Annotated in this window: 19 protein-coding genes; 14 read left to right on the plus strand and 5 right to left on the minus strand. The window is 57.9% G+C overall.

Translation table 11 applies throughout. The features are described from left to right. Positions 1-141 precede the first annotated feature (141 nt). From AWB79_RS30910 to AWB79_RS30955, 10 genes are all read left to right on the plus strand, one after another. Positions 142-1,524 (plus strand): NAD(P)/FAD-dependent oxidoreductase, encoded by a 1,383-nt coding sequence (locus AWB79_RS30910; protein ID WP_061171246.1) that lies wholly within the window; start codon positions 142-144, stop codon positions 1,522-1,524. Between the two features lie 13 nt (positions 1,525-1,537). Continuing rightward, on the plus strand, positions 1,538-1,888 hold the full coding sequence (locus AWB79_RS30915) for a cupin domain-containing protein (RefSeq protein WP_061171247.1): 351 nt from the start codon (positions 1,538-1,540) through the stop codon (positions 1,886-1,888). A 457-nt stretch (positions 1,889-2,345) separates the two neighbouring features. Next, positions 2,346-3,821 carry an aldehyde dehydrogenase family protein gene (locus AWB79_RS30920; RefSeq protein WP_061171248.1) on the plus strand — a complete coding sequence of 492 codons (1,476 nt, stop codon included), beginning with the start codon at positions 2,346-2,348 and terminating at the stop codon, positions 3,819-3,821. 394 nt (positions 3,822-4,215) lie between these two features. Next, the gene (locus AWB79_RS39785; protein ID WP_157695887.1) at positions 4,216-4,515 is read left to right on the plus strand and encodes a hypothetical protein; all 300 of its coding nucleotides are present in this window, start codon (positions 4,216-4,218) and stop codon (positions 4,513-4,515) included. Then, a complete protein-coding gene (locus AWB79_RS30925; RefSeq protein WP_232471073.1) occupies positions 4,481-5,812 on the plus strand; it encodes an NAD(P)/FAD-dependent oxidoreductase in 1,332 nt (443 codons plus the stop codon). The genes AWB79_RS39785 and AWB79_RS30925 overlap by 35 nt, the downstream gene beginning before the upstream one ends. A 17-nt stretch (positions 5,813-5,829) precedes the next feature. After that, a complete protein-coding gene (locus AWB79_RS30930; RefSeq protein WP_061171249.1) occupies positions 5,830-6,702 on the plus strand; it encodes a dihydrodipicolinate synthase family protein in 873 nt (290 codons plus the stop codon). A gap of 461 nt (positions 6,703-7,163) precedes the next feature. Next, complete coding sequence (locus AWB79_RS30935; protein ID WP_061171250.1) at positions 7,164-8,687, plus strand: CoA-acylating methylmalonate-semialdehyde dehydrogenase; 1,524 nt, start codon at positions 7,164-7,166, stop codon at positions 8,685-8,687. Between the two features lie 746 nt (positions 8,688-9,433). Beyond that, complete coding sequence (locus AWB79_RS30945) at positions 9,434-10,780, plus strand: MFS transporter (protein WP_061171278.1); 1,347 nt, start codon at positions 9,434-9,436, stop codon at positions 10,778-10,780. A 140-nt stretch (positions 10,781-10,920) separates the two neighbouring features. Next, positions 10,921-11,604, plus strand: coding sequence for a helix-turn-helix domain-containing protein (locus AWB79_RS30950; protein ID WP_232471074.1), 684 nt, complete (start codon positions 10,921-10,923; stop codon positions 11,602-11,604). A gap of 500 nt (positions 11,605-12,104) precedes the next feature. Beyond that, a complete protein-coding gene (locus tag AWB79_RS30955; protein WP_061171253.1) occupies positions 12,105-12,896 on the plus strand; it encodes an SDR family NAD(P)-dependent oxidoreductase in 792 nt (263 codons plus the stop codon). Positions 12,897-13,186: 290 nt separating this feature from the next. Here the strand turns inward: AWB79_RS30955 and AWB79_RS30960 are convergent, their stop codons facing one another. From AWB79_RS30960 to AWB79_RS30970, 3 genes are all read right to left on the minus strand, one after another. After that, positions 13,187-13,759 carry an HD domain-containing protein gene (locus AWB79_RS30960; RefSeq protein ID WP_061171254.1) on the minus strand — a complete coding sequence of 191 codons (573 nt, stop codon included), beginning with the start codon at positions 13,757-13,759 and terminating at the stop codon, positions 13,187-13,189. Positions 13,760-13,856: 97 nt separating this feature from the next. After that, on the minus strand, positions 13,857-14,627 hold the full coding sequence (locus tag AWB79_RS30965; protein WP_061171255.1) for an aldolase: 771 nt from the start codon (positions 14,625-14,627) through the stop codon (positions 13,857-13,859). 34 nt (positions 14,628-14,661) lie between these two features. Beyond that, entirely contained in the window at positions 14,662-15,327 is a 666-nt protein-coding gene (locus tag AWB79_RS30970) for a GntR family transcriptional regulator (protein WP_198399133.1), read from the minus strand. 258 nt (positions 15,328-15,585) lie between these two features. Here AWB79_RS30970 and AWB79_RS30975 point away from each other — a divergent pair, with 258 nt between their 5' ends. The 4 genes from AWB79_RS30975 to AWB79_RS30990 all read left to right on the plus strand — a co-directional run bounded on the left by AWB79_RS30975 (position 15,586) and on the right by AWB79_RS30990 (position 20,004). Then, complete coding sequence (locus tag AWB79_RS30975) at positions 15,586-16,671, plus strand: ABC transporter ATP-binding protein (protein ID WP_061171258.1); 1,086 nt, start codon at positions 15,586-15,588, stop codon at positions 16,669-16,671. A 43-nt stretch (positions 16,672-16,714) separates the two neighbouring features. After that, positions 16,715-17,791, plus strand: coding sequence for an ABC transporter substrate-binding protein (locus AWB79_RS30980; RefSeq protein ID WP_082862524.1), 1,077 nt, complete (start codon positions 16,715-16,717; stop codon positions 17,789-17,791). 72 nt (positions 17,792-17,863) lie between these two features. Further along, positions 17,864-19,165, plus strand: a complete 1,302-nt coding sequence (locus AWB79_RS30985; RefSeq protein WP_082862525.1) for an ABC transporter permease — start codon at positions 17,864-17,866, stop codon at positions 19,163-19,165. Positions 19,166-19,167: 2 nt separating this feature from the next. Continuing rightward, complete coding sequence (locus tag AWB79_RS30990; protein WP_232471075.1) at positions 19,168-20,004, plus strand: ABC transporter permease; 837 nt, start codon at positions 19,168-19,170, stop codon at positions 20,002-20,004. Positions 20,005-20,698: 694 nt separating this feature from the next. Here the strand turns inward: AWB79_RS30990 and AWB79_RS38595 are convergent. Both AWB79_RS38595 and AWB79_RS31000 read right to left on the minus strand, forming a co-directional pair. Next, complete coding sequence (locus AWB79_RS38595; protein ID WP_082862526.1) at positions 20,699-21,043, minus strand: DUF1488 family protein; 345 nt, start codon at positions 21,041-21,043, stop codon at positions 20,699-20,701. A gap of 12 nt (positions 21,044-21,055) precedes the next feature. After that, a complete protein-coding gene (locus AWB79_RS31000; protein WP_232471076.1) occupies positions 21,056-22,279 on the minus strand; it encodes a tyrosine-type recombinase/integrase in 1,224 nt (407 codons plus the stop codon). Positions 22,280-22,416 lie beyond the last annotated feature (137 nt).

Here is a 22,416-nt window from a genome sequence, read left to right on the forward strand (position 1 = left end):
GAACCGCATTCGGAGAGGGCGCCGCCTCACTGCCGTCCCGCGGGTCGGTTCGACACGTCGATATACGCGAGCACGCGCGCTTATCGACCGCACGCTACAAGCACACTTGAGCTGAAAAATGGATTGGAATGGAGAACCGGGATGCCGTCCCTGCAGAATCTGAAACAACTTCCCAACCGCCCACTGTGGTATGAAGACTCGCCTGCGCGCGATGCGCTGACAGGAGCGGAACAAGCCGATGTCGCGATCATTGGCTCAGGCTATACAGGGCTTTGGACCGCATACTATTTGCTCAAATCGCAACCTTCCCTGAAGGTCGTGCTGCTGGAGCGGGAGACGGTCGGATTTGGCGCTTCCGGGCGCAACGGTGGGTGGGCTTCCGCGATTTTCCCGATTTCGTTGTCACGTGTTGCGGAGATGTATTCGCATGCTGCCGCGCTGCACCTGCAGCAAGCGATGAACCAGACAGTGGACGAAATCGGCCGCGTGCTTTCCAGCGAAGGCATTGATGCGGATTACGCCAAACAGGGCTTTCTATCTCTCGCGCGTACCCGTCCTCAGTTTGATCGCATTCGGGCGTCGGTCGACGCTTCGGTTCGCTTCGGATTGCCGGAGCAATGGCGCGCGTTGGACGCAGCAGAAGCTTCCTCGCGGATTGGCGCCGATCATGTGCTTGGCGGCCTCTACACCGAGCACTGCGCGCTGATTCATCCAGGCAAGCTGGTTCGAGGCCTTGCCGCGGTGGTGGAACGGATGGGCGCGCGGATCTACGAAAAATCGCCCGCCATCAGCATTGCCCCTGGACATGTACGGACGCTGCAGGGTGAGGTGAGAGCCCGAACCGTCGTGCGTGCGACCGAGGCATTTTCCTGCCAGTTGCCGGAGTTTCGGCGCTCGGTTATTCCGCTTTATTCGCTGGTTCTGGCGACGGAGCCCTTGCCGCAGGCGTTGCGCCAACGGCTGGGTCTCGACCATCGCCTTGCGTTCAACGACATGCGCCACCTTCGAGTCTACGGACAGGTGACAGCGAACGGTCGGCTGGTGTTTGGCGGACGCGGGGCACCTTATCGCCTGGGCTCCAGGATCTCGCCCGAAGACGATCTGGTTGACAAGGTTCACGCCAATATTTACGCCGCTTTGCTCGAGTTCTTTCCTGACCTGGCAGACGCTCAGATTACCCATCGCTGGGGCGGAGCGCTGGGCGTGGCACGCGACTGGTGCCCCACCGTCAGCATGGACAAGCAAAAGCGCATCGCCTGGGCTGGCAACTACGTTGGCGATGGCGTTGCAACCAGCAATCTTGCCGGCCGTATCCTGCGCAATCTGATCCTCGATCAAGACGACGAAATCAACAGACTGCCTGTGGTGAATCATCGCTCGCCTGCATGGGAACACGAGCCATTGCGATGGCTTGGTATCAATGGTGGTCTGACAGCGGCCGGATTCTGTGATTTCGAAGAGCGGATAACCAACCATCCATCGCGCACGGCACAGCTGTTGGAAAAGCTGACTGGCGCTCATTGAAAAGGAGTAGAACGTGGGCCGATTCACCATTGTCAAAGCCGCAGATATCGCTTCGGCTCAGCTTTCCGCGGCGGGCCAGAGAGCTGGAGCCGATAGCGGCGATCCCCAACTCGCGGTGAAGAAACTTGCACCCGACGCAGTTGGCAACCTGGGCATTTGGGAATGCCAGCCAGGAGGCTGGCCGGTTATCAATCGTCCGGACACCGAGTTCACTTACATCATCTCAGGCCGAGCCAATCTGACAGACGACTCGACGGGTGAAGTCGTCGAGATCACTGGCGGTGACCTCGTTATCTTGCCGCCGGGGTGGACGGGGCGATGGGATATCTTGGAGCCGGTTCGCAAGGTTTACGCGATCTATTAAGCGATCAGGACGGGGGGGAATCTACTGAATGAATTGCTGCTCGACACGTTGTGTGTGGTCGAGCAGACAGGTTTTCCATGCACCCCGTCAATTCATGGTCGGTGCGGGCCGTGGGGAGCGGGTGAAATACTGCTCCGAATCCCACGGATAATGCACGACTCAGTTCCAGTACCTCATCCTCAAGAACGCGAACGGCGTATCCATCGTCGCGATCTCTCGTCAACGTCAATTGCGCCGACGATTCCGCGCGACGCCAGCGTGCGCTGCGGGAGCGCCGCATCAGACTCTTAAGTGACGAAGCTCGGTGAGCATTGCCGGGCAGTCGACGTTGTCTCGCGAGCGCGTCGATCCACTCCCGACTCTGATGGTTCGCTCGTCTGCTGCAACTTCGACAGGCTGGCCAAACAGTTTTCAGCACCGATCTCTTACCGACTCACACATTCGACAGGGAAACATTATGCGAAACGACCTTTACATCGACGGCAAGTGGGTCAAGCCCGTCAACGGCGAGACGCGCAACGTCATCAATCCGGCAACGGAAGAAGTCCTTCAGATCATCAGTGCAGCCTCTGCTGAAGACGTGGACATCGCCGTCAAGGCCGCGCGTCGTGCGTTCGACCAGGATGGCTGGCCTAAACTCAGCGGCGCGCAGCGCGCCAAATATCTTCGCGCGATCGCGAAAGGCATCCGCAATCGACAGGAAGACATCGCTCGCCTGGAAACGCTCGATAACGGCAAGCCGTTTCCAGAAGCAATGTGGGATGTCGGCGACGCGGCTGGGTGCTTTGAATACTATGCCGGTCTCGCAGAGCAACTGGACGACCACCCGGAAGAGAAGATTGAAATCTCGGACGGCCGATTCACTTCGAAGGCCGTCAAGGAACCCATCGGTGTCGCGGGCGCAATCATTCCGTGGAACTACCCCTTGCTCATGGCGGCATGGAAGGTCGCGCCGGCCCTCGCAGCCGGTTGTACTGTCGTCCTCAAGCCCGCTGAAATCACGTCGCTGACGGCATTGGAGCTGGCAGCAATCGCACATGAAGCTGAACTGCCGGCGGGCGTGTTGAACATTCTGACTGGCTCTGGCTCGGTAGCCGGTCAGGCAATCATCGACCACAAGGGTGTGGATAAGCTCGCCTTCACCGGCTCGGGTCCGATCGGCTCGCAAATCATGGCGGCCGCTGCTCGTGACATCAAACGTGTGAGCCTGGAGCTGGGTGGCAAGTCGCCTTTCGTCGTGTTTGACGATGCCGACATCGAGAAGGCTGTTGAATGGATCATGTTCGGCATCTTCTGGAACCAGGGGCAAGTCTGCTCGGCTACCTCGCGGGTCCTCGTGCAGAAAGGGATCTACGAAAAGTTGCTGCAGCGGTTGGTCGAAGAAACGGATCGCATTAGGATTGGCAACGGCCTGGACGACGGTGTGCTTCTCGGACCGCTCGTCTCGAAGCGCCAGCACGAGCAGGTCGTTGCAGCCATCGAGGCAGCGAAGGCTGCGGGTGCGACGGTCGCGGCGGGTGGAACACGTCCTGATGGGTTCGACAAGGGCTACTATCTGCGCCCAACGGTTTTGACGGATGTTCCGCTTGAAAGCGATGCATGGGTCGAAGAGATTTTTGGCCCTGTTGTCTGCGTACGTCCGTTCGAGACTGAGGAAGAGGCCGTGGAGCTCGCTAATGACTCGCGTTTCGGCCTGGCAGCCGCGGTAATGTCGAAGAACGACGCACGGGCGGAGCGTGTCGCTGCCGCGTTTCGTGCCGGTATCGTCTGGATTAATTGCTCGCAACCGACGTTCACGGAAGCGCCGTGGGGCGGGTACAAGCAATCGGGTATCGGGCGCGAACTTGGCCGCTGGGGACTCGATAACTATCTCGAAACGAAGCAGGTCACCAAGTTCGTCAGCGAAGAACCGTGGGGCTGGTACATCAAATAACCCAGCTCGATGAAGAAAATCAAAAGGTGCGGGACCGCGGCCAGGCCGCTGTCTCGTAGCTGCACAAGGACTTGGTCTGACTGATTTGAGGGAGGCATTCCCCCGCCCCTCAGTTAGAGGGCACTGCGTCTTCGAAAGGTTCGGGCAACGCTGAGGCGGGGCCCGTTGCTGTTCGGGCGAATTTCCGCAAGCGCGCGATATCGACGCGACTCTTTTACGCTGATTGCGACGGCTTCGCGCGACGTAATCAGGCCATCCCTCGAATGTAGATCCCCATTCCACGAGAACCTTTGTCGAGACAGAGGAAAACCGTCCAACCCAGCGCGAAACTCTTACGCAAACCTAATCAAGGCTAGGGTTTTCCCTGCGAGATTTGGCCGTCTCGCGGTTCTATGTGAGTACTCCATTCGCGCAAATCCAAAATTTCTTTGAAAAGAAAAAAACAATCGGAATTTTTCTTGAAAAAATTTTGGCCGAATTTTATAGTGGAAACACGCTGCAGGATTTCGATGAGTTCGCAGTCACAGAACTGTGGTTCACACCAGGATCGACGCTCGGAGACGCCCGGCGGAGAAGGCCTACCGGACAAATGGATCTGTTCGGCGCCGAAACTAAAGCAATAGGTTTATTTAAGGAGAAAAGAGTTGGCCGCAAGAGCGTTGAGCGAGCGCATCCTGATCGATCCGCCGCATGAAGAGCCCACAGTGTCCGGCTGGTACCTTACCTCAGGCCCGGAACTGCCTTTGAATCGTCTGACGCGCGATGTAACGTGCGACTGTCTTGTAATTGGCGCGGGTTGGATGGGCCTGCATGCGGCCCGCCGCTACGCGGAGCTTCGCCCGGATGCGAAGGTCGTGCTGGTGGATGCGGGTCGTATTGGAAACAACGCATCCGGCCGCTGCATGGGCTTCGCGATCGATCTTGCCCACAATCCGCGAAACCAGAATTTTGCCGAGGACGAAAAGGGCAACAGTGAGGAGCTATACGTCAACCTCGAAGGTAACGCGTACCTCAAGAACGCGGTGGAAGAACTGGGCGTCGAGTGCGACTGGGATCCGCAGGGCAAGTATCACAGCGCTGCTACCGACGGTGGCGTTCAGGATCTCCGCAACTTTGCGAAAGCCCTTGATCGAATGGGGCAGAAGTACCGCTGGGTCGAAGCAGGTGAGATGCGTGAGATGACGGGAAGCAAGCACTATATCAAGGCGCTTCATCACCCCGGCACCATTCTGCTTCAGCCCGCCAAGTACTTGAAGAACGCCGCGCGCGCGCTTCCGAAGAACGTCTCAGTCTACGAAAACACGGCCATCAGGTCCGCCCAATTTGGCGACGTGCAGCACGTCTTCGAGACCAAGGACGCGGTCATCAAGGCGTCGAAAGTCATTATCTGTGCTGCGGGCTACCTGACGAAGTTCGGCTTCTATCGCAACTCCGCGATTCCTGTCTACACGTTCGCAAGCATGACACGCGAACTGACGGAAAGTGAGCTCAAGCGCGTCGGAAATCAAAGCGCGTACGGATTGATCCCGGCCAACAGCTTCGGAACGACGGTTCGACGCACGCTCGACAACCGACTGCTGCTACGAAACGTGTATGCGTACGCGAACAACTTCAAGACGTCGCTCGATGATGTCATGCGCGCGCGCATCCAGCAGCAAGTCGCATTCGACAGACGCTGGCCCGAACTGTCTGCTATGGGATTCGAGTCAAGCTGGGGCGGCCTCCTGACCTTGTCTCAAAACGGCGGGATGGTGTGGGGTGAGTTGGCGAAGAATGTCTACGGCGCCGCGTTCTGCAATGGAACGGGCGTTTCGCGGGGCACGGCTTTTGGCAAGTCCATCGCGGAGCTCGCCAACGGAAAGAGTTCGCGGACGATCGACATTCTCAAGTCGCGAGCGACTCCGGCCCGCGCGTATCCGAAAATCATCACGTCGGTGGGCGTGAACTACGTAACGGGCAAGCGCTTCAAAGAAGCTGGTCTCGAAGTCTAAATTCAATGGAGTAGGAAATGGCGGAACTTGTTGGTGTCAATCTCGCAATGCAAACCCCGTTCAATGAAGACGGGACGATCGACTATCGAACTTTCGAAGACCTCGTCGACCGCTATATCGACGCTGGTGTTCACGGTATCGTGTTCGGCTCAGGTACGGGGCAGCATCCGTACCTGACCGAAGAAGAGTGCAATAAGCTGTATGAACTGGGTGCCAAGCGGGTTCAGGGGCGCTGTAATGTCATCTGTCAGACGTCGGCACTGAACGTGGACGAAGTCATCCGTCGCTCCAAGCATGCAGAGTCGATCGGCGCAAATGCCATCATGGTATTGCCGCCGTATTTCGAAGGGCCGTCGGACGACGACGGACTCTTCGAGTTCTACAAGGAAGTTGATGCCTCGATCGGGATCGACATCATCGGTTACAACATTCCCCAAGCGACTGGCATTGCTGTCTCGCCGTCGCTTCTGAAGCGGCTTGTTGAACTTCCGAACTACAACTACATCAAGGACAGCGCTGGTGACATCACTACTCACCAGGAGTTCATTTCCACTGGCGCCAACGTTCTCAACGGTTGTGATCCGACCACCATTTTCGCGTTTCTGGCTGGTGCAAAAGGCGCGATCTGGGGCGCGGCCAACTTCCTGCCTACCGAAGCAGTGAAGCTCTACAACCTGGTCCAATCTGGAGACGTATCCGCAGCCTTCACGCTCTGGCACAAGATGCTTCCGTCGCTGTTGTTCATTTGGCGGACGGAATACGTCGCATCGGTTCTCCATGCCTCGAAACTGCGAGGATTCGGAACAGGTCGAGTGCGGAAGCCGCTGCGCGCACTGTCAAAGGATCACGCGGAAGGGCTTCGCAAGGCACTGGCTACGTTGGAAGGCTGATGCTGAAAAGCCGAGGGCGGCCGGTTGCCCTCGGCTATTGTCATCCCCGTGCTTTGCTGCTGCGAAGGATTATTAGATTCACGTAGTAGTTCTGACTAAATGGACGCTAGATATTTTTTCCAGTCGTCCGTGGGAGCGTTTCGCTCAAGGACATTACGGCGACCGCTATCAGCATCCGATTCTCTGCACGTCGTGGACATCCGCGATCTGGGCCTTGTAGTTGCGACTTCGCTCGAGTAGCGTCCAGACTCTGTCAAGGCGTGCGCCTACGAAATCGTCCTCATGCACCCCAGTCGGTGTATTGATAGGTGTTGCAAGGGCGACATGCTTGCCTCCTCGCCGCCGTTGGTGGTTGATAAGAGGCTAATTGACCAAGTCTTGATCACCGTGCGCATCGCGTGAGGCGGGGGCTGGACTTGAGCACCCTGGCTGCCTGGCCAGGATCGAGTTTGGAGTTTGAAATGAACGTAGTAAGCGAAAAGGCGGACCTCTCGGTCAAAACGGTCAGCCACTTTATCAGTGGCCAAGTCGTCGCTCCGTCGAACGACCGATTCAAAGATATTTTTAATCCGGCCACTGGAGAAGTCACGGGTGCTGTCGCTCTGGCGTCGGTCGAAGAAGTCAACAGCGCGGTGCAGGCTGCCACCGCGGCGTTTCCGAGCTGGAGCGAGATGGCACCGCTGAAGCGTGCTCGGATCCTCTTCAAGTTCAAAGAGTTGCTCAACAAACACCAGGACGAACTCGCGATGCTCATCACTCGCGAGCACGGCAAGGTGTTCACCGATGCGCAAGGTGAAGTCGTCCGCGGCATCGAAGTCGTCGAATTCGCCTGCGGTATTCCGAATCTGCTGAAGACCGACTTCACGGATCAGATTGGCGGTGGCATCGACAACTGGAATCTGCGTCAGCCGCTCGGCGTCGTGGCGGGCATCACGCCGTTCAACTTTCCGGTCATGGTACCGATGTGGATGTTCCCGGTGGCGCTCGCTTGCGGCAATACGTTCATTTTGAAGCCCTCGGAGCGTGACCCTTCAGCTTCTTTGCGTCTCGCCGAGTTGCTCACGGAAGCGGGGTTGCCCAACGGTGTGTTCAACGTGGTGAACGGCGACAAAGTCGCAGTGGACGCGCTCATCGAACATCCGGACGTGGCTGCCATTTCGTTCGTCGGCTCGACGCCGATTGCCGAGTACATCCACACGGAAGCCTCAAAGCGTGGCAAGCGCGTCCAGGCGCTCGGCGGCGCCAAGAATCATCTGGTTGTGATGCCTGACGCTGACCTCGACCGCGCGGTCGACGCTCTCATCGGCGCCGCATACGGCTCCGCGGGCGAGCGCTGCATGGCAATCTCGGTTGCGGTCGCTGTTGGCCAAACAGGCGACGAACTTATCGAAAAGCTGATTCCCCGCGTGGAATCGCTGGTCATCAAGAACGGCGAGAACCTTGACGCGGAGATGGGTCCGCTCGTCACGGCCGAGCACAAGGCGAAGGTCTCGGGTTACATCGAGGCGGGTGAAGCGGAGGGCGCGAAGCTCGTCGTGGATGGTCGTGTTCATCCGGTCGCTGCGGAGAATGGCTTTTTCATTGGCGGTACGCTGTTCGACGGTGTCCGCACGGACATGAAGATCTACAAGGAGGAAATTTTCGGGCCGGTCCTTGCAGTCATCCGCGTCCCGGACTTCGCCAGTGCGGTCAAGCTGATAAACGCGCACGAATTCGGCAACGGTGTGTCGCTGTACACGTCGGATGGTGGCGTGGCCCGAGCATTCACCCGTCAGATTCAAGTGGGGATGGTGGGTGTCAATGTGCCGATTCCGGTCCCGATGGCGTGGCACTCCTTCGGAGGCTGGAAAAAGTCACTCTTCGGTGACCACCATGCCTACGGGGAAGAAGGCATCCGCTTCTACACGCGGTACAAGAGCGTGATGCAGCGATGGCCCGATAGCATCAGTAAAGGTGCTGAATTCACGATGCCGGTTGCCAAATAACTCCGGCATTACATGTTCAGCGGAGACTTGAGTTTCCTTGGAGTGGACTCACTGCGGGCAAGCGAGAAGCGTGAGTGCTTTTGGCCGGTGCCTCACTGAGGGGTGCCGGCCCCTTTTTAGCTCCAACAACTGGAAGCTCAACTCGGCGCGATGAACCCGAATCGGATACAGCCCATGCAACGTGCTAGTTCACTAGGAAAAGACCAATGACACGTCCGAGTTTCCAGGATCGCATAACCTTTGAGCGACTCGCCGATGAGGGTGAGACTGCTTTGGCCGATCGAGTTGTGGAGGATGCTCGCAACTCCTTCCGGGCGAGAAGAACTACGTCGTTGTGCCGAACCGAGACAGTCGCCAGTACTGGAGCCGAGGAATTCGATTGGCTCGATAAGGCGAGTCCGTTTGCGCAGGCTGATTTCTAAATCGCAGCGCTCTCGATGTGACGGCCACGTTGGCATATCGACGGTCTTCGGCTGAAATTGAACGCCTGCATCCTATGTGTTGCCGCAGAGTGAAGTTGAAACGTTGTGTGAAGGCGTACGACGACGATATGTTGCGCCGATTCAAGAACGTAATGCGCGCATTGTTTCGCTAAAGAAAACACTTGTCGAATAAATTAGAGCCTGACAAGTCGCGGATCGAACCGTGTGCTGAAAAGGGCCCAACAGCATAAAGACGATTTCGCAGTGCAACTTTACTGATCATTGGTCCAGTTGCCAGCTGCATATGAAAACGGAGGAGCATCCATGTCATTCTCAACCCCTATACGTACAATCGGCGAGACAGAGACGTCCGTCGCGTTCAAACGACGCTTCATGATCAGGATGATGCTTGTCCTTACCGGAGGACAGTTCCTCGATGGCTACATCCTCGGAATCGTCGGCCCTGTGACGGCTAAGATGACGGCCGGTCTTGGTATTTCGACCGTATGGGAAGGCCTGATTGCCGCGGGGGCGCTGTTTGGAATCTTGTTCGGTTCTCCGTTAGGAGGCTGGGCCGCAGACAAATTTGGACGGAAGCCGCTGTTCATGCTGGACATGGTCCTGTTCCTCGTTTCGTCGGCGATGCAATTTTTTGTAAGTTCGCCGCTTGAGCTTCTTATCGTGCGCTTGTTGATGGGCATTGCGATCGGTGCTGAGTATTCTGTTGGTTGGCCCCTTATGTCGGAGTTCGCGCCGCCGAAGTTACGCGGACGGCTCATGGGCGCTGCCATCGTCGCCTGGTACACCGGATTCATGGTCGCCTTCGCTGCGGGATACGTTTTCGATGAAGTTTTTCATTGGGGTTGGAGGTCAGTACTTGGAACGAGCACATTCATTGCAGCGGTACTGATCGTGGGGCGCATAGGCTTACCTGAGTCGCCGCGCTGGCTATGGAATCAAAAGCGTTTCGAGGAAGCGCATGCCATCGCCTGGCGATATATGGAGAGCAAAGACATCGCCGACATTGAGTGCGAGTCTACATCCGCTTGTAGCGCGAGATTTCGGACGCTGTTTTCCTCGCAATACTGGCGAGCCACTTTCTTCGTATCGATGTTTTGGTTTTGCGCCGTCACGCCATATTTTGCGATTGCAACGTTCGCCGATAGCGTCCTGAAGAAATACAATCTCGACGCTGGACTGAGAGGTGGTCTGGGCCTTTCTGCAGTTGCTTTGGCAGGCGTTGTGATTACCGTTTTGTTGATCGACAAAGTTGGACGTCGGGCCTTGACGGTACCAACACAATGGGTGTGTACCATAGTGCTTGCGACAATTGGACTGTGGGCCAATGCCCCAGCCGCGGCTGTGCTAGCGCTCTTTCTTATCTTTTCATTTTTCAATGCTGGACCCACTACCTTGTCGGCTATCTATCCCAGCGAGGTTTTTCCGACCGAGGTGCGAGGAATCGGGACTGGGTTCGCCGCCGGCTTTAGCCGGATTGGAGCCGGTCTCGGAACGTTTCTCCTTCCATGGTCGATGGCAAACATCGGTGCTTCTGGCACCATGTTGATCGCCGCCGCGATCGCCGCCATTGGAGCGGGTGTGTCACAGTGGCTCGCGCCAGAAACGAAAGGAAAGAGTCTCACGGAAACGGCCGCGAGTTACACGCATTAAGTTGGACGCGCCTTCCGCTTGCGGATTCGTGGCGGTCTGATTGGTGGGAGCCGTCCCACACGGGATCGCGGGGCACGTGCGGAAGGTGTCGATCGCTTGCTTGTTGAACGCTTGAAGAATAGTACAATCGGATTTTTCATGTGAAAAATTTTCTGACTATATTTTCCGGTCAGACATTCTTCAGGCGAGTGGAGGCAGCGATGGGGCGCAGTTCCGTGCAGGCAGTATCCGAACCGGCGGAGGCCGGGATTGACCGGGTGGCACTCGGACAAGCGATCCGGAGTCTGCGCAAGGCGCAGGCGAAGACGCTTGCTGACCTTGCGTCCGCAACAGGACGATCGGTTAGCTTTATTAGCCAGCTCGAACGTGGTAACGCTGAAAGCACTATCTCTGATCTGAGGCGATTGGCCAATACGCTTGGCGTGCCACTCAACTGGTTCTTGATGTCGGAGTTCAAACCGGCAGAAGAGGTCGGCCACATCGTCCGCGCCGCATCGCGTCGGAAACTCGAAACAGAGACGGATGGTCTCGTGGAGGAAGTGCTTTCGCCCTCCACCAATACCGGTGGAGTGTTTGTGACATTTCTGAGCACGATCGCCCCCGGCGCACTTCTGGCAGAGCCGATAGAGCGAGATACCGAAGAAGAAGGCTATGTCGTCAAGGGAGAACTGGAGCTTTGGATCGAGGACCAGGCGTCCCTGCTAACGGCAGGGGACAGCTTTCGGATTGATGGCCAACCTTATCGATGGGTGAACCGCGGCGAAACGGAAGCTGTCGTGGTTTGGGTAGTATCGTCTCCCACCAAGCATCAAAACAGTCGATAGGGTCTCGTGTTTCCCTGACGAGAAATACCGGACTGAAGACATCCAGCCATTCGCTGCTTAATCGCGCGGGGTGTCAGGGCTCGACGTCCTAACCCTCAGCGGTAATGGCCCGCGTCGACAGCAACGGCGTTGCCCTTCAAGCGATCGATGTGCGATCCGAGCGTTCAGGGTTCCAAAGGCGGAAGTTGGCAGTATTAACGGGCAATGCGCCGATATCGGCATGACAGTTAAGGGGTCGGGCTTCGTGATTGCGAACAGTCGAATCATGGTGGGACTTTCACGATCCCTTCACGCCGCGCTACGGCCTGGAAGAGATACTTTCGGTTGAGTCGAATTAGGCGATTCAGTTGTTGATCCATCGAGGGTCGATGACATCGTTGTTTTTTGAGCCCTTTTTTTGGGTTCATTGGGGCCCGGGCGAGGGAAACCATTTCTCACTCACTCGAGACGGGCATGGTGAAGTCGAACCTCATCGCGAAGCGGAAAGACGCAGGAGCGTTATGCCAACAGAAATCGATCCATCTCTATCCGGGGATGACGTAGAAACCAATCATAGAGTCGCGATTGTCACCGGTGCAGCCGGGGGCATTGGTGGAGCAGTCTGTATCCGCCTGGCCGAACGCGGATGGTCCGTTGTTCTTGCGGCCCGCACGGAGAAAGCTGCGGCCGAAGTGCTATCTCGCTGTCGTGCCCTCAATGCGGAAGCGGAAGTTTTTCCAGGAGATGTAACTCAAGCTCAATACATGCGTGACTTGGTGGCATTCGCTGTGGAGCGCTTTGGAAGGCTTGACGGCTTCGTGAGTAACGCAGGGTTGGCGGGACATCTCGAAGCAGTCACGGACTATCCAGACGAGGTATTTGATCTCGTTATGAATGTCAATGTCCGGGCCACATTCCTCGCGCTGAAGCATTCGCTCCCGGCCCTGCGGGCGAGCGGGGGAGGTAGCTTCGTGGCAACCGCATCCACATCAGCGATCCGCGGCCGCGCAAACCTGTCTGCGTATGTGGCAAGCAAACACGCGGTCTTGGGTCTTGTGAGAAGTGCCGCCCTCGAATGCATCGGAACGGGAGCGCGGGTGAACGCGGTCCTTCCTGGTCCAATTCAAACGGCGTTGATTGATTCTCTGAATGAGATGGCGTCGAAGCGTGGAAACCCCATCACTAGAGCGACGCAGACCCCGTATGGAAAACCGGAGGACGTGGCCAACACGGTTGCATTCCTGCTCTCATCAGAATCGTCTCACATGAACGGGGCGTCGATCGTATTAGACGCTGGAAGCACCGTGGCTTAGTCGTGGTCCTGAACCGAGTGCTCGCATAGACGCGGGCAGGTCCGATGGGGCTCCTGTTGGAGAGTGGCGCGGATTGCCTCAGTCACCAACATAAGCACTGGTGCCACTGAGCCGGCAGTCGTTGCCAGAGGCGCAGACGGAGCCCCATACCGCGCGAGCGGTCTAATCAGATGGTACATCGCGGTCGACCCTAAACACCGCGGTCCTCCAGGATTTTGGCGTCCCTGGTGTGTCGTGTGATTCATGAACCCGCGCTTCGCTCGAGTATCATAGATCACCGTCGCTCATTCTCAGTCACCGTAGCGGAACTTGTTGCGCGCGAAGACTTTTTGCACCATCGGCTCGAAGAACTCCAAAGGCAGATTGTCGTAGTCAGGATCGAACGAAACCTGGTCCCACTTCTCGCACCAGTCGACGGCGCGCTGGTACAGCGGATGGTCACGGTACCGGTCCCGTTCGTTCCGGTCGCGACCAACATGATGATAATAGTAGTACCCTTGGAAAACCGCGTGATGTTTGAGGATCCAGAGATTGTCGTCCGAGATATAAGGACGCAGGATCGCAACCGCGAGTTCGCAATGATTCTCCGGCGCCAGCGTATCACCTACGTCATGCAGAAGCGTCATCACGATCGTGTCTTCATCGGCGCCATCGCGGTATGCGCGCGTGGCGGCCTGCAGTGAATGCTCATAGCGGTCGATCTTGTATCCGACGCGATCCCCCTTCAATTGCTTCAGCAGTTCGAGCACGCTATTCGCAAGGCTGATGAAAAGCGGTTCGAATTTCTTCTCGAGAAATCGATATTCCTCCTCGGTGCCTTGATCCATGCGAGTGAACGAAACCGTGTCGTTGACGATACCCATGTGCGGTCCTTGCGAATTCATTGCCTTGAGACGGAGTCGGTCGCAGCGCCTCTGAATCAGTCTGATGTCCGGCGGTTTGCGAGAATGCCAGCGAACGTCAGGTGCGCCAGCCTGGATCTTCCCTGTCGAGTATGCGCTGCAACGCGTCCAGATGCGCGCGCGCCGCCGCCGGAGCATAGTGCCTGAAATCGGCTGCGGTTCTGCTGGCCGTCTCGTGATCGATCTCGGCGAGCTTTTGATTCATGGACACCGCAAGAACCTGGTTCTGTGCTGCGCGTTCGAGATAGTAGAGGTCGTCGAATGCTTCAGCGACACTCGCCCCGATCACGAGCGGGCCATGACTTTTCAACAGCAAAGCGCTGCTGTCACCCAATGCACGCACCATGCGCGCGCCTTCGCCGCCGCTCAGCGCGAGACCCTGAAAGGCTTCCGTGGTGTCGTCGTCGTAAGCGATTCGTCCATAGAAGCGAGTGGCGTTCTGATGACACATGAGGAGTCTGCCGCGATCGAGCGAAGCAATCGCCGTCGCGTAGGGCATATGCGTATGCAGGACGCAAAGCGCGTCGGGTCTCGCTCGATGAATCTCGGAATGGATATGAAAGGCGGTCAGCTCAACCTCGCCGTGACCCTCGATGACACAGCCCTGTTCGTCGACCACCAGAAGATCACTCGCTTGCATCTCCGAGAAGTGCCGGCCGAAAGGATTGATCAGGTAGCAGCCCGGTCGGTCCGGTAGCATCGCACTGAAATGGTTGCAGGTTCCTTCATGGAAGCCAAGTCTGGCTGCCCAACGAAAGGCCGCGGTCAGGTCTTCGCGAACGCGAATTGTCGCAATGCAATCCCGCTCGATCAAATCGGTCGTCGACATGGTGTTCCCTTTGGTGGGCGACTGTAATGGCGTATCAGTTGTCGGAGCGAACTTCGCTATGGCGTACGGATTCCAGGAATTGCGGACCCACGGTTTCGTTGTGGTGCTGCGCCGCATGGGCGGCGCCTTTCGCGTCGCCTCGCAAGATCGCCTCGATGATGGGCGCGTGCTGGGGAATGAGTTCCTGCAGGCGATCGGCGTAGAAAGAATTGCTCGATTGAATGAAAAGCTTCACCTGCTGCGCGACCAGCCGGTAGTGCTCGAGCAGGCGCGAATGTTCAGCCGCTTCGACGATCGCGAAATGGAGGTCGAAGTCCAATCGGCTGGCGGCCGTGTGATCGTCCTTATGGCAGGCGTCGACGAACCGCTCCCACAGATCTTGCAGGAGCAGTCTCTTTTCCTCGGTCATCCGCTCCGCGGCAAGCCGGGAGGCCAGCCCCTCCAGGCATCCACGCAATGTATAGAGCTCCCAGATATCTACTTCGTCCAGCTCGGCGACATGCCAGCCAGAGTAGGGCGTCTGCACGACCAGCCCTTCGGTCGCGAGACGGTGAAGTCCGGTGCGAACCGTGCCCCGTGCAACCTGCAACTCATTCGCCAGCGCTGCCTCGGTGATCCGCTCGCCCGGGCGTGCCGCCCCTGAGAGAAGGTATTCCCGCAAGTTGTTGATCGTGAGCGACTCAGTCGATTGACGGACCACTGGGCGTAGCGTTCGAGGACTTCTCTGCATCTCCGACTCCCAATTTCAGGTAAACCAAGTATAGGTCATCAATTAATTGTCGACAATTGGTAATTGACACCATTGTTGGGGAAGATTTGTCGGCTGACGATGCGACCGTGCTGAGCGTTGTACCAAAGTGTGGGCCGCGCGCCGGCACGTCGAAAGACTGCCTATCCGCGTCATGCGGGCGTCAACGCCATGCTTGCGACCGACGCCGTTTCAAAAAAGGGAGAGCACATGAGTCAGCCGTTGGTGCAGTTCAGGAACGTGCAGAAGTCGTATGACGGCGAAAACCTGGTGGTCAAGGATCTCAATCTCAATGTCGCTCAAGGTGAATTCCTGACCTTGCTCGGGCCGTCCGGATCCGGAAAAACCACTTCACTGCTGATGCTTGCCGGCTTCGAAACTGCGACGTCCGGCGAGATCCTTCTTGACGGGAAGCCGATTACGCACATCGCGCCCGAGAAGCGCAACATCGGCATGGTCTTTCAAAACTACGCGCTCTTTCCGCACATGACCGTTGCCGAGAATGTCGCGTTTCCCTTGAAGGTGAGAAGGGTGGCGACGCGCGACATAACCGACCGCGTACGGCAGGCCCTGGACAAGGTGGGACTCGCGGGCTTCGAGTCCAGACGGCCCGCGCAGATGTCAGGCGGGCAGCAACAGCGTGTCGCGGTTGCGCGAGCCCTTGTTTTCGAACCGAAACTGGTGTTGATGGACGAGCCGTTGTCAGCACTCGACAAGCAGCTACGCGAGCAGTTGCAATACGAAATCAAGCGACTCCATCGCGATCTCGGGCTTACCGTCGTCTACGTCACCCATGACCAGACCGAAGCACTGGCAATGTCAGATCGCGTCGCGGTCTTTCATCAGGGCGTGATTCAGCAGATCGACGATCCGATCGCGCTGTATGAACAGCCACGCAATGCATTCGTTGCTCAGTTCATCGGCGAGAACAACGCTTTCGACGGCCAGATCGACACGGTCAATGGCGAGCTGTGCCAGGTTCGTTTGCCGGATGGTTCGCTCATTCCTGCCCACCGAGTGGTCGAGCGCGGTTCGGGTGAGCGTACACGTCTTTCCCTTCGTCCCGAACGCGTAGTGATCGAGCCAGAAGCAGGCGCGGTCGATATCCGGGTGCCGGCACGAGTCGTCGATGTGACCTATCTGGGCAAATACGCCAGGGTCCGCCTGCGCGCATGCGGGCTAGAGCACTTTGTCGTCGCAGTCCCCAACGACGGCAGAACAAAAGCGTTGGCGCCCACGAGTCTGATCAACATCGGATGGCGCGCGCACGACTGTCGGGCACTGAACGCCGAATAGATCTCAATAGCACGCCAACTCGGTCCACCTGAAGGAACCACTCATGAAGAATGCAAAGAGTATGTCGCGCCATCGCGTAGCAATCATTGCGGGTCTCTTGTTGTTGCCCGGGTTCGCATTTGCACAGCAATCCATCACGGTCACGAGTTGGGGAGGCGCGATTGCCGCCGCCCAGCAGAAAGCGATGCAGGACCCGTTCACCGCAAAGACGGGCATCAAGGTCATCCCGGAGGACTATGACGGTGGTCTGGCCGAAATCCAGTCGCAGGTCAAGACGGGAAACGTGAAATGGGATGTCGTCAACGTGGAGGCATTCGATGCGCTGAAGGGGTGTGACGAAGGCTTGTTCGAAAAAATCGGATTCTCCAAGCTGCCGCCCGGGGATGACGGCGTGCCGGCATCCAAGGACTTCGCCAAAGGTCTCATGTCGGAATGCGGCGTTCCTACGGACCTTTACGCCAATGTTCTCGCTTATGACAAGGCCAAGTTCGGCGCGAACGGTCCGAAGACGATCAACGACTTCTTCGATCTCGGCAAATATCCCGGCAAGCGTGCCTTGCGCAAGGCGCCCGGCGTCGCCCTGGAATGGGCGCTGATGGCCGATGGCGTCGCACCGGCGGATCTCTACAAAACCCTGGCGACTCCGGCCGGTCTTGATCGTGCCTTCAAAAAACTCGACACCATCAAGCCGCAACTCGTATGGTGGACTGCGGGCGCCCAACCGCCCCAACTTCTTGCATCGGGCGAAGTCGTCATGACCAGCGTGTATAACGGCCGTATCTACGATGCGAACGTCAAGGACAAGCGGAATTTCGCCATCGTATGGGACGGACAGGTCCAAATTCCAGAGGGATGGGTCGTACTCAAGAACGGTAAAAAAACGGCTGCCGCACTCGACTTCGTCCGCTTCGCGACTGGCACGCAGCCGCTTGCCGCGCAGGCGAACATCATTCCTTATGCACCGCCGCGTACTTCGGCGCTCAACAACGTGACCGGGGCGACCAAGTCTTCACTTCCGAACGCGGGGCAATCGGGCCGTGCGGTCGTGTCGAATGCCGAGTTCTGGAGCGACAACGGCGACGACATCAACAAGCGCTTCTCGGCGTGGCTCGCGAAATAAGCCAGGCGCGTGCGCAGAGTGCTCTGCGCACGCGCCTCTCCCGATCCCGCTCCTTATCGCCCGGTGCATACCATGATCTCTGATGTCGTCAGCAATTCCACGGACGGACGAAGTTCAGCGAAAGTCCTCCCTGGATGCAACGAGGTTTCAGTCCCCGCTGCGCTGCTCAAGCGCAGTCTGCGACAAGCGGAAAGACGTGGCCACCTGCGAGCGTACGCGCTCATCGCTCCATTGTTCCTTTTCGTGTTGCTGAGCTTCGTGCTACCGCTTGGGACCATACTCGTCAGAAGCTTTCACAACACGACCGTTCCAGAAGGTCTGGCCAACACGATCAACGCCGTCAGGGCCTGGAATGGCACGAGGCAAGAGACCCCGCCCGAACCCGTGTACGCAGCGCTCGCGACGGACATGAAGATCGCAGCTCGCGACCAGACCACCGGCGACATTGCCGCGCGCCTCAATATTGAACAGAGCGGTCTTCGGGCAGCGTTCATGAAAGCGAGCCGCCGCGTCAACGCGCGTGACGAGGGTCCATGGAAAGAGGTGTTCGTCGGCGCCGATCCTGCGTGGGGAGAAACGCCGGTCTGGGGGACGATTCGCAACCTCGCTTCATCGAACAACGATCTGTTCCTTCTCTCCGCGCTGGACATGCGGCGGGATACGGCCGGTTCCATCGTCATGCAGCCTTCCGCCGAGCGCGTGTACGTCGATGTATTCCTCCGCACTGCCGGCATCAGCATCATGGTCACGCTGATGTGTCTGGCTCTTGGTTTCCCGATTTCCTATCTCCTGGCACATTCGAAAGACCGCGTGGCGAATCTCCTGCTGATACTCGTGCTGCTGCCGTTCTGGACTTCATTGCTGGTGCGTACGACGGCGTGGATCGTTCTGCTTCAGGAAAACGGTGTGATCAATTCCTTCCTGAAGAGCGTGGGACTGATTTCGTCTCCCGTGCCGATGATGTTCAATCGCTTCGGCGTGGTCATCGCGATGACCCACATTCTTCTACCGTTCACGATCCTGCCGATGTATTCCGTGATGCGGCAGATTCCATCTTCGTATGTGCGGGCCGCGCGTTCTCTCGGCGCTTCGCCGACGACCTGCTTCCTGCGCGTCTATCTCCCGCAATGCGTCCCGGGCATGAGCGCTGGGGCGTTGCTGGTATTCATCCTGGCGCTGGGCTACTACATTACGCCTGCCCTGCTGGGCGGGGCCGGAGATCAGATGGTCAGCTACTTCATCGCGGATAACCTGACTCGCTCGCTGAACTGGGGTCTCGCCGCGGCGCTCGGTGCGCTTCTGCTGGTCGCGGTGCTTGCGCTTTACTACGTCTATGATCGCTTCGTCGGGATCACAAACATGAGGCTTGCCTGATCATGCAAACCAGAATGACAGTGAGCTATGAGACGCATGCTCAACGATATGGTCGTTATGCTTTTCTAGTTGCGTGTGCGCTGATCTTCTTCTTCCTGGTCGCGCCTGTGGCGGTCGTGGTGCCACTCGCGTTCAACTCCGATTCGTTCTTCAATTTCCCGATTCATTCGTACAGTCTGCGATGGTTCAGCAATCTGTTCACGGATCCGATGTGGGGACTGTCCATCCGGAACAGCCTGATGATCGCGGTCATATCGACTACCCTGGCGACGGTGCTGGGAACAGCGGCCGCTGTCGGGTTGAATCACCGCAATCTGCCGGGAAAGCGGTTGATCATGGCCGCCATTCTGTCGCCTATGATCGTTCCGGTCATCATCCTCGCGGTCGGATCTTATTTTTTCTACTCGCGACTCGGTGTCGCCAACAATTTGATCGGCATTGTGCTGGCCCATGCCGTTCTGGGCATGCCCTTTGTCGTTGTCACCGTCAGCGCGACATTGGCTGGCTTCGACCATAGTTTGATGCGCGCCGCTCGCAATCTCGGCGCGTCACCCTTAACGGCCTTCGGTTCGGTTGTTCTGCCGGTCGTGTGGCCGGGCGTTCTGTCCGGCGCGTTGTTTGCCTTCGCGACGTCGTTCGACGAGGTCGTGGTCGTGTTGTTTCTCGGCGGCCCGGAACAGAGGACACTGCCTCGCCAGATGTGGAACGGCCTGCGGGAACATTTGTCTCCGACCATTCTTGCTGCGGCCGTGATTCTTATCGTGTTCGCAGTCGTGGTGCTGATGACGCTTGAAGCGCTGCGCCGCAGAGGCGCTGCGCTGCGGGGAATAAAAGAGTGAACCGTTTCGCGATCGGAAGGAGCTTCGATGAAAGCGGAAGGCGTTTGCGTCGAGCATAGTGCGGATCAATCGCCGCCGCGGAGCCGGAAGGCCGTTTTAGAACTTGCCATGCGGCGTCGCGATCTCAACATGAAAAAATTGTCACCCTGGGGGACTGCGCACGAGACGAATACGCCGAGAATGCGCACTCTCGACACCGTCGAATTCGAGTTTTTTGGGCGAGCGTCGGACGGGTCGAGTGACTGAGACCGCCGCGCTGACTTGATTTTACACAAATCTATTCAGCGTATTTTCGTTAGGATAACATATGACGTGACCACAGGGGATGTGATCGGTCATCGGCGGATCCAGACACATTGGCTTCGCACCATTCTTGTCCGCCCCACCGAGGCAGAGGGCCAGTCGCCTGGCTTCTCAGTTGGCAAGCCGCTCCCTCCTGCACGCTCTTTTCGCGTCTTCGCTGTGAATGTAGTTGGAGTCGTTGCAATCGACGTTAGCGCATATTGTCGCGCATCGCGACGAGTTCGGCTCGAGCCTTCGATGCGTTCGTATGTCTCCTATGTCGGCGGGTGACGTCTATCTGGCTACTAACGCAACTAATCGTCGGTTCCGCAAACCCCATCGAGAAGCTTCGCCATCAATTCGCGACCAGCACTACCGCACATCGAGCCTAGCGCGCTCGAATTTAGCGAAATCAGCTCTTTGCGAAGTCAGGTGCCGATAACTCCAAGTGGGTGGAAGGATGCGCGAGGAGCTTTCGCTCTGCGACGGCGAGAATACGGCCGAATCCGTTCCTGAAAACCGTCAGCGTCCTCGCATCGTCTGCGTTCGGGGCGAGCCAAAAATACGCTTCAAGGGCTGCTCGAGAGACGATGCACGTCACTGGCTCCCCGCGCCGAGGCAGAATGAAGGTGAGATTGCTTTTATCGGCTGAGATCTGGGGTTCCGGAACAGGCACTTTGATGGGGAGTGTTGGGGAAGTGGCGTAGCTAAAATCAAATGAGGCGGGCGTCAGCAGGCGATATGTCGCAAGTCGCATTTCCAAAGTCGGTTACCAATCTATCCGGTGCTTCTCGTCGGTCTCTTGATGGCGTCGGTCGTCGTCGATGTGGAGGTAGAGGCTCGTGGTCGTCAACGAGGCATGGCCGAGGGTATCGCGCACCATACGCAAATCGACCTGTCGATCAGCCATGTGCGATCCAGCGCTGTGCCGAAGCCAGTGAGCCGAAGCTTTTTCCAGCAGGTCGGCACGCGCCGCAGACGTCTCGTCGCGCCCACGAAGTCGAGCGGCGGTCTTGGCAAAAACATCCTTGACGATCGCATGCAGCGCGGCACGCGTTAAAGGGGCGCACGTCTGCGTGCCCCCGTTCGCTACCGTGGCGCCGATCGGCAGAACCAGCGGCGTATCTTCATTGGGCGAGGGCAGTGCGCTCAGCCCGAGGTACTGTCGGTATCGCGAGAGCTCTGTGATCATTTCCTGGGTGGCCGGCACCAGCCGTTCCTTGCCACCTTTGCCATGCACGGTGAGCCACCATCGCGTCTTGCCATCCGCATCGCGCCGGACAAAGAACTGTCCCATCGTGTTGACGCCGACCTCCGCGATGCGCAGTCCGCCCAGATAGAGGAGGGTGAAAAGCCACCTCACCCGGACCGCGTGGGCCGTTGCTCGGTCGGTGTCCCGCGCCATGGCAGCGATGGTGTCCTTGACCTCCTGCCAGATGCTCGGTTCGAGATACCGGGTAATGCGCGGCGCCGCGTGTTTGGCGCGCTGTCGAGACAGGGAGAGGGGATTGCCGGCCAGATAGCCGGCCTGAACCAGCCACGAGAACAGCGCGTTGAGGATCACCACGGCCTGACGCTGACTGGCGGGCGACAGGGGACCATAGAACGGACGCCAGCGCGCATCGCCGCGAGGATGTTTGCGGCCACCGCCGGCGACCCAGGTGGCGGCCGGTTGCGGGTCGGCCAGGAATTGCTGGTAGCGCAAACAGTCCTCGTGCGTCAGGGAGGAGAGCGGCTTGCCGAGCATGACGACGGACCAGAGCAGGAGCCGCTCGGCTTCCTTGCGATAGTTCTCGAAGGTGGTCTTCGTATCGACGAAGCGCGAGAGCCAGGCCCGAACCGCATCGAGGTCATTGTCTGCGGCGATTTGCGCGCGCCCCGTCACAGCGCGGTTCAGCCCGGTGCGGCCATCCAGTTCGGACGGAATCACGAGTGTTTCCAGCGGTGCTGGCTGCAGCGCGAGCGCGGCGGACGGGGGCAGGGCGCGCTTCAAGAACACCTCATTCGGATTTCGCCATTTCGGTGATTATAATTAACATTATAGAATTAATGTCAAATCGATGAGGCCACGACGTTAGATTTGTTGAGAAATACGTTGTAATATGTACGCTCCACCCGATCTTTTGCGTC

The organism is Caballeronia hypogeia (genome assembly GCF_001544875.2).
GTDB classification, from domain to species: domain Bacteria; phylum Pseudomonadota; class Gammaproteobacteria; order Burkholderiales; family Burkholderiaceae; genus Caballeronia; species Caballeronia hypogeia.

Coding starts and splice junctions, on each gene's coding strand:
- AWB79_RS30910 (WP_061171246.1), top strand. CDS start 142: ATGCCGTCCCTGCAGAATCTGAAACAACTTCCCAACCGCCCACTGTGG.
- AWB79_RS30920 (WP_061171248.1), top strand. CDS start 2,346: ATGCGAAACGACCTTTACATCGACGGCAAGTGGGTCAAGCCCGTCAAC.
- AWB79_RS30930 (WP_061171249.1), top strand. CDS start 5,830: ATGGCGGAACTTGTTGGTGTCAATCTCGCAATGCAAACCCCGTTCAAT.
- AWB79_RS30935 (WP_061171250.1), top strand. CDS start 7,164: ATGAACGTAGTAAGCGAAAAGGCGGACCTCTCGGTCAAAACGGTCAGC.
- AWB79_RS30945 (WP_061171278.1), top strand. CDS start 9,434: ATGTCATTCTCAACCCCTATACGTACAATCGGCGAGACAGAGACGTCC.
- AWB79_RS30955 (WP_061171253.1), top strand. CDS start 12,105: ATGCCAACAGAAATCGATCCATCTCTATCCGGGGATGACGTAGAAACC.
- AWB79_RS30960 (WP_061171254.1), bottom strand. CDS start 13,759: ATGGGTATCGTCAACGACACGGTTTCGTTCACTCGCATGGATCAAGGC.
- AWB79_RS30965 (WP_061171255.1), bottom strand. CDS start 14,627: ATGTCGACGACCGATTTGATCGAGCGGGATTGCATTGCGACAATTCGC.
- AWB79_RS30975 (WP_061171258.1), top strand. CDS start 15,586: ATGAGTCAGCCGTTGGTGCAGTTCAGGAACGTGCAGAAGTCGTATGAC.
- AWB79_RS30980 (WP_082862524.1), top strand. CDS start 16,715: ATGAAGAATGCAAAGAGTATGTCGCGCCATCGCGTAGCAATCATTGCG.
- AWB79_RS30985 (WP_082862525.1), top strand. CDS start 17,864: ATGATCTCTGATGTCGTCAGCAATTCCACGGACGGACGAAGTTCAGCG.
- AWB79_RS30990 (WP_232471075.1), top strand. CDS start 19,168: ATGCAAACCAGAATGACAGTGAGCTATGAGACGCATGCTCAACGATAT.
- AWB79_RS38595 (WP_082862526.1), bottom strand. CDS start 21,043: ATGCGACTTGCGACATATCGCCTGCTGACGCCCGCCTCATTTGATTTT.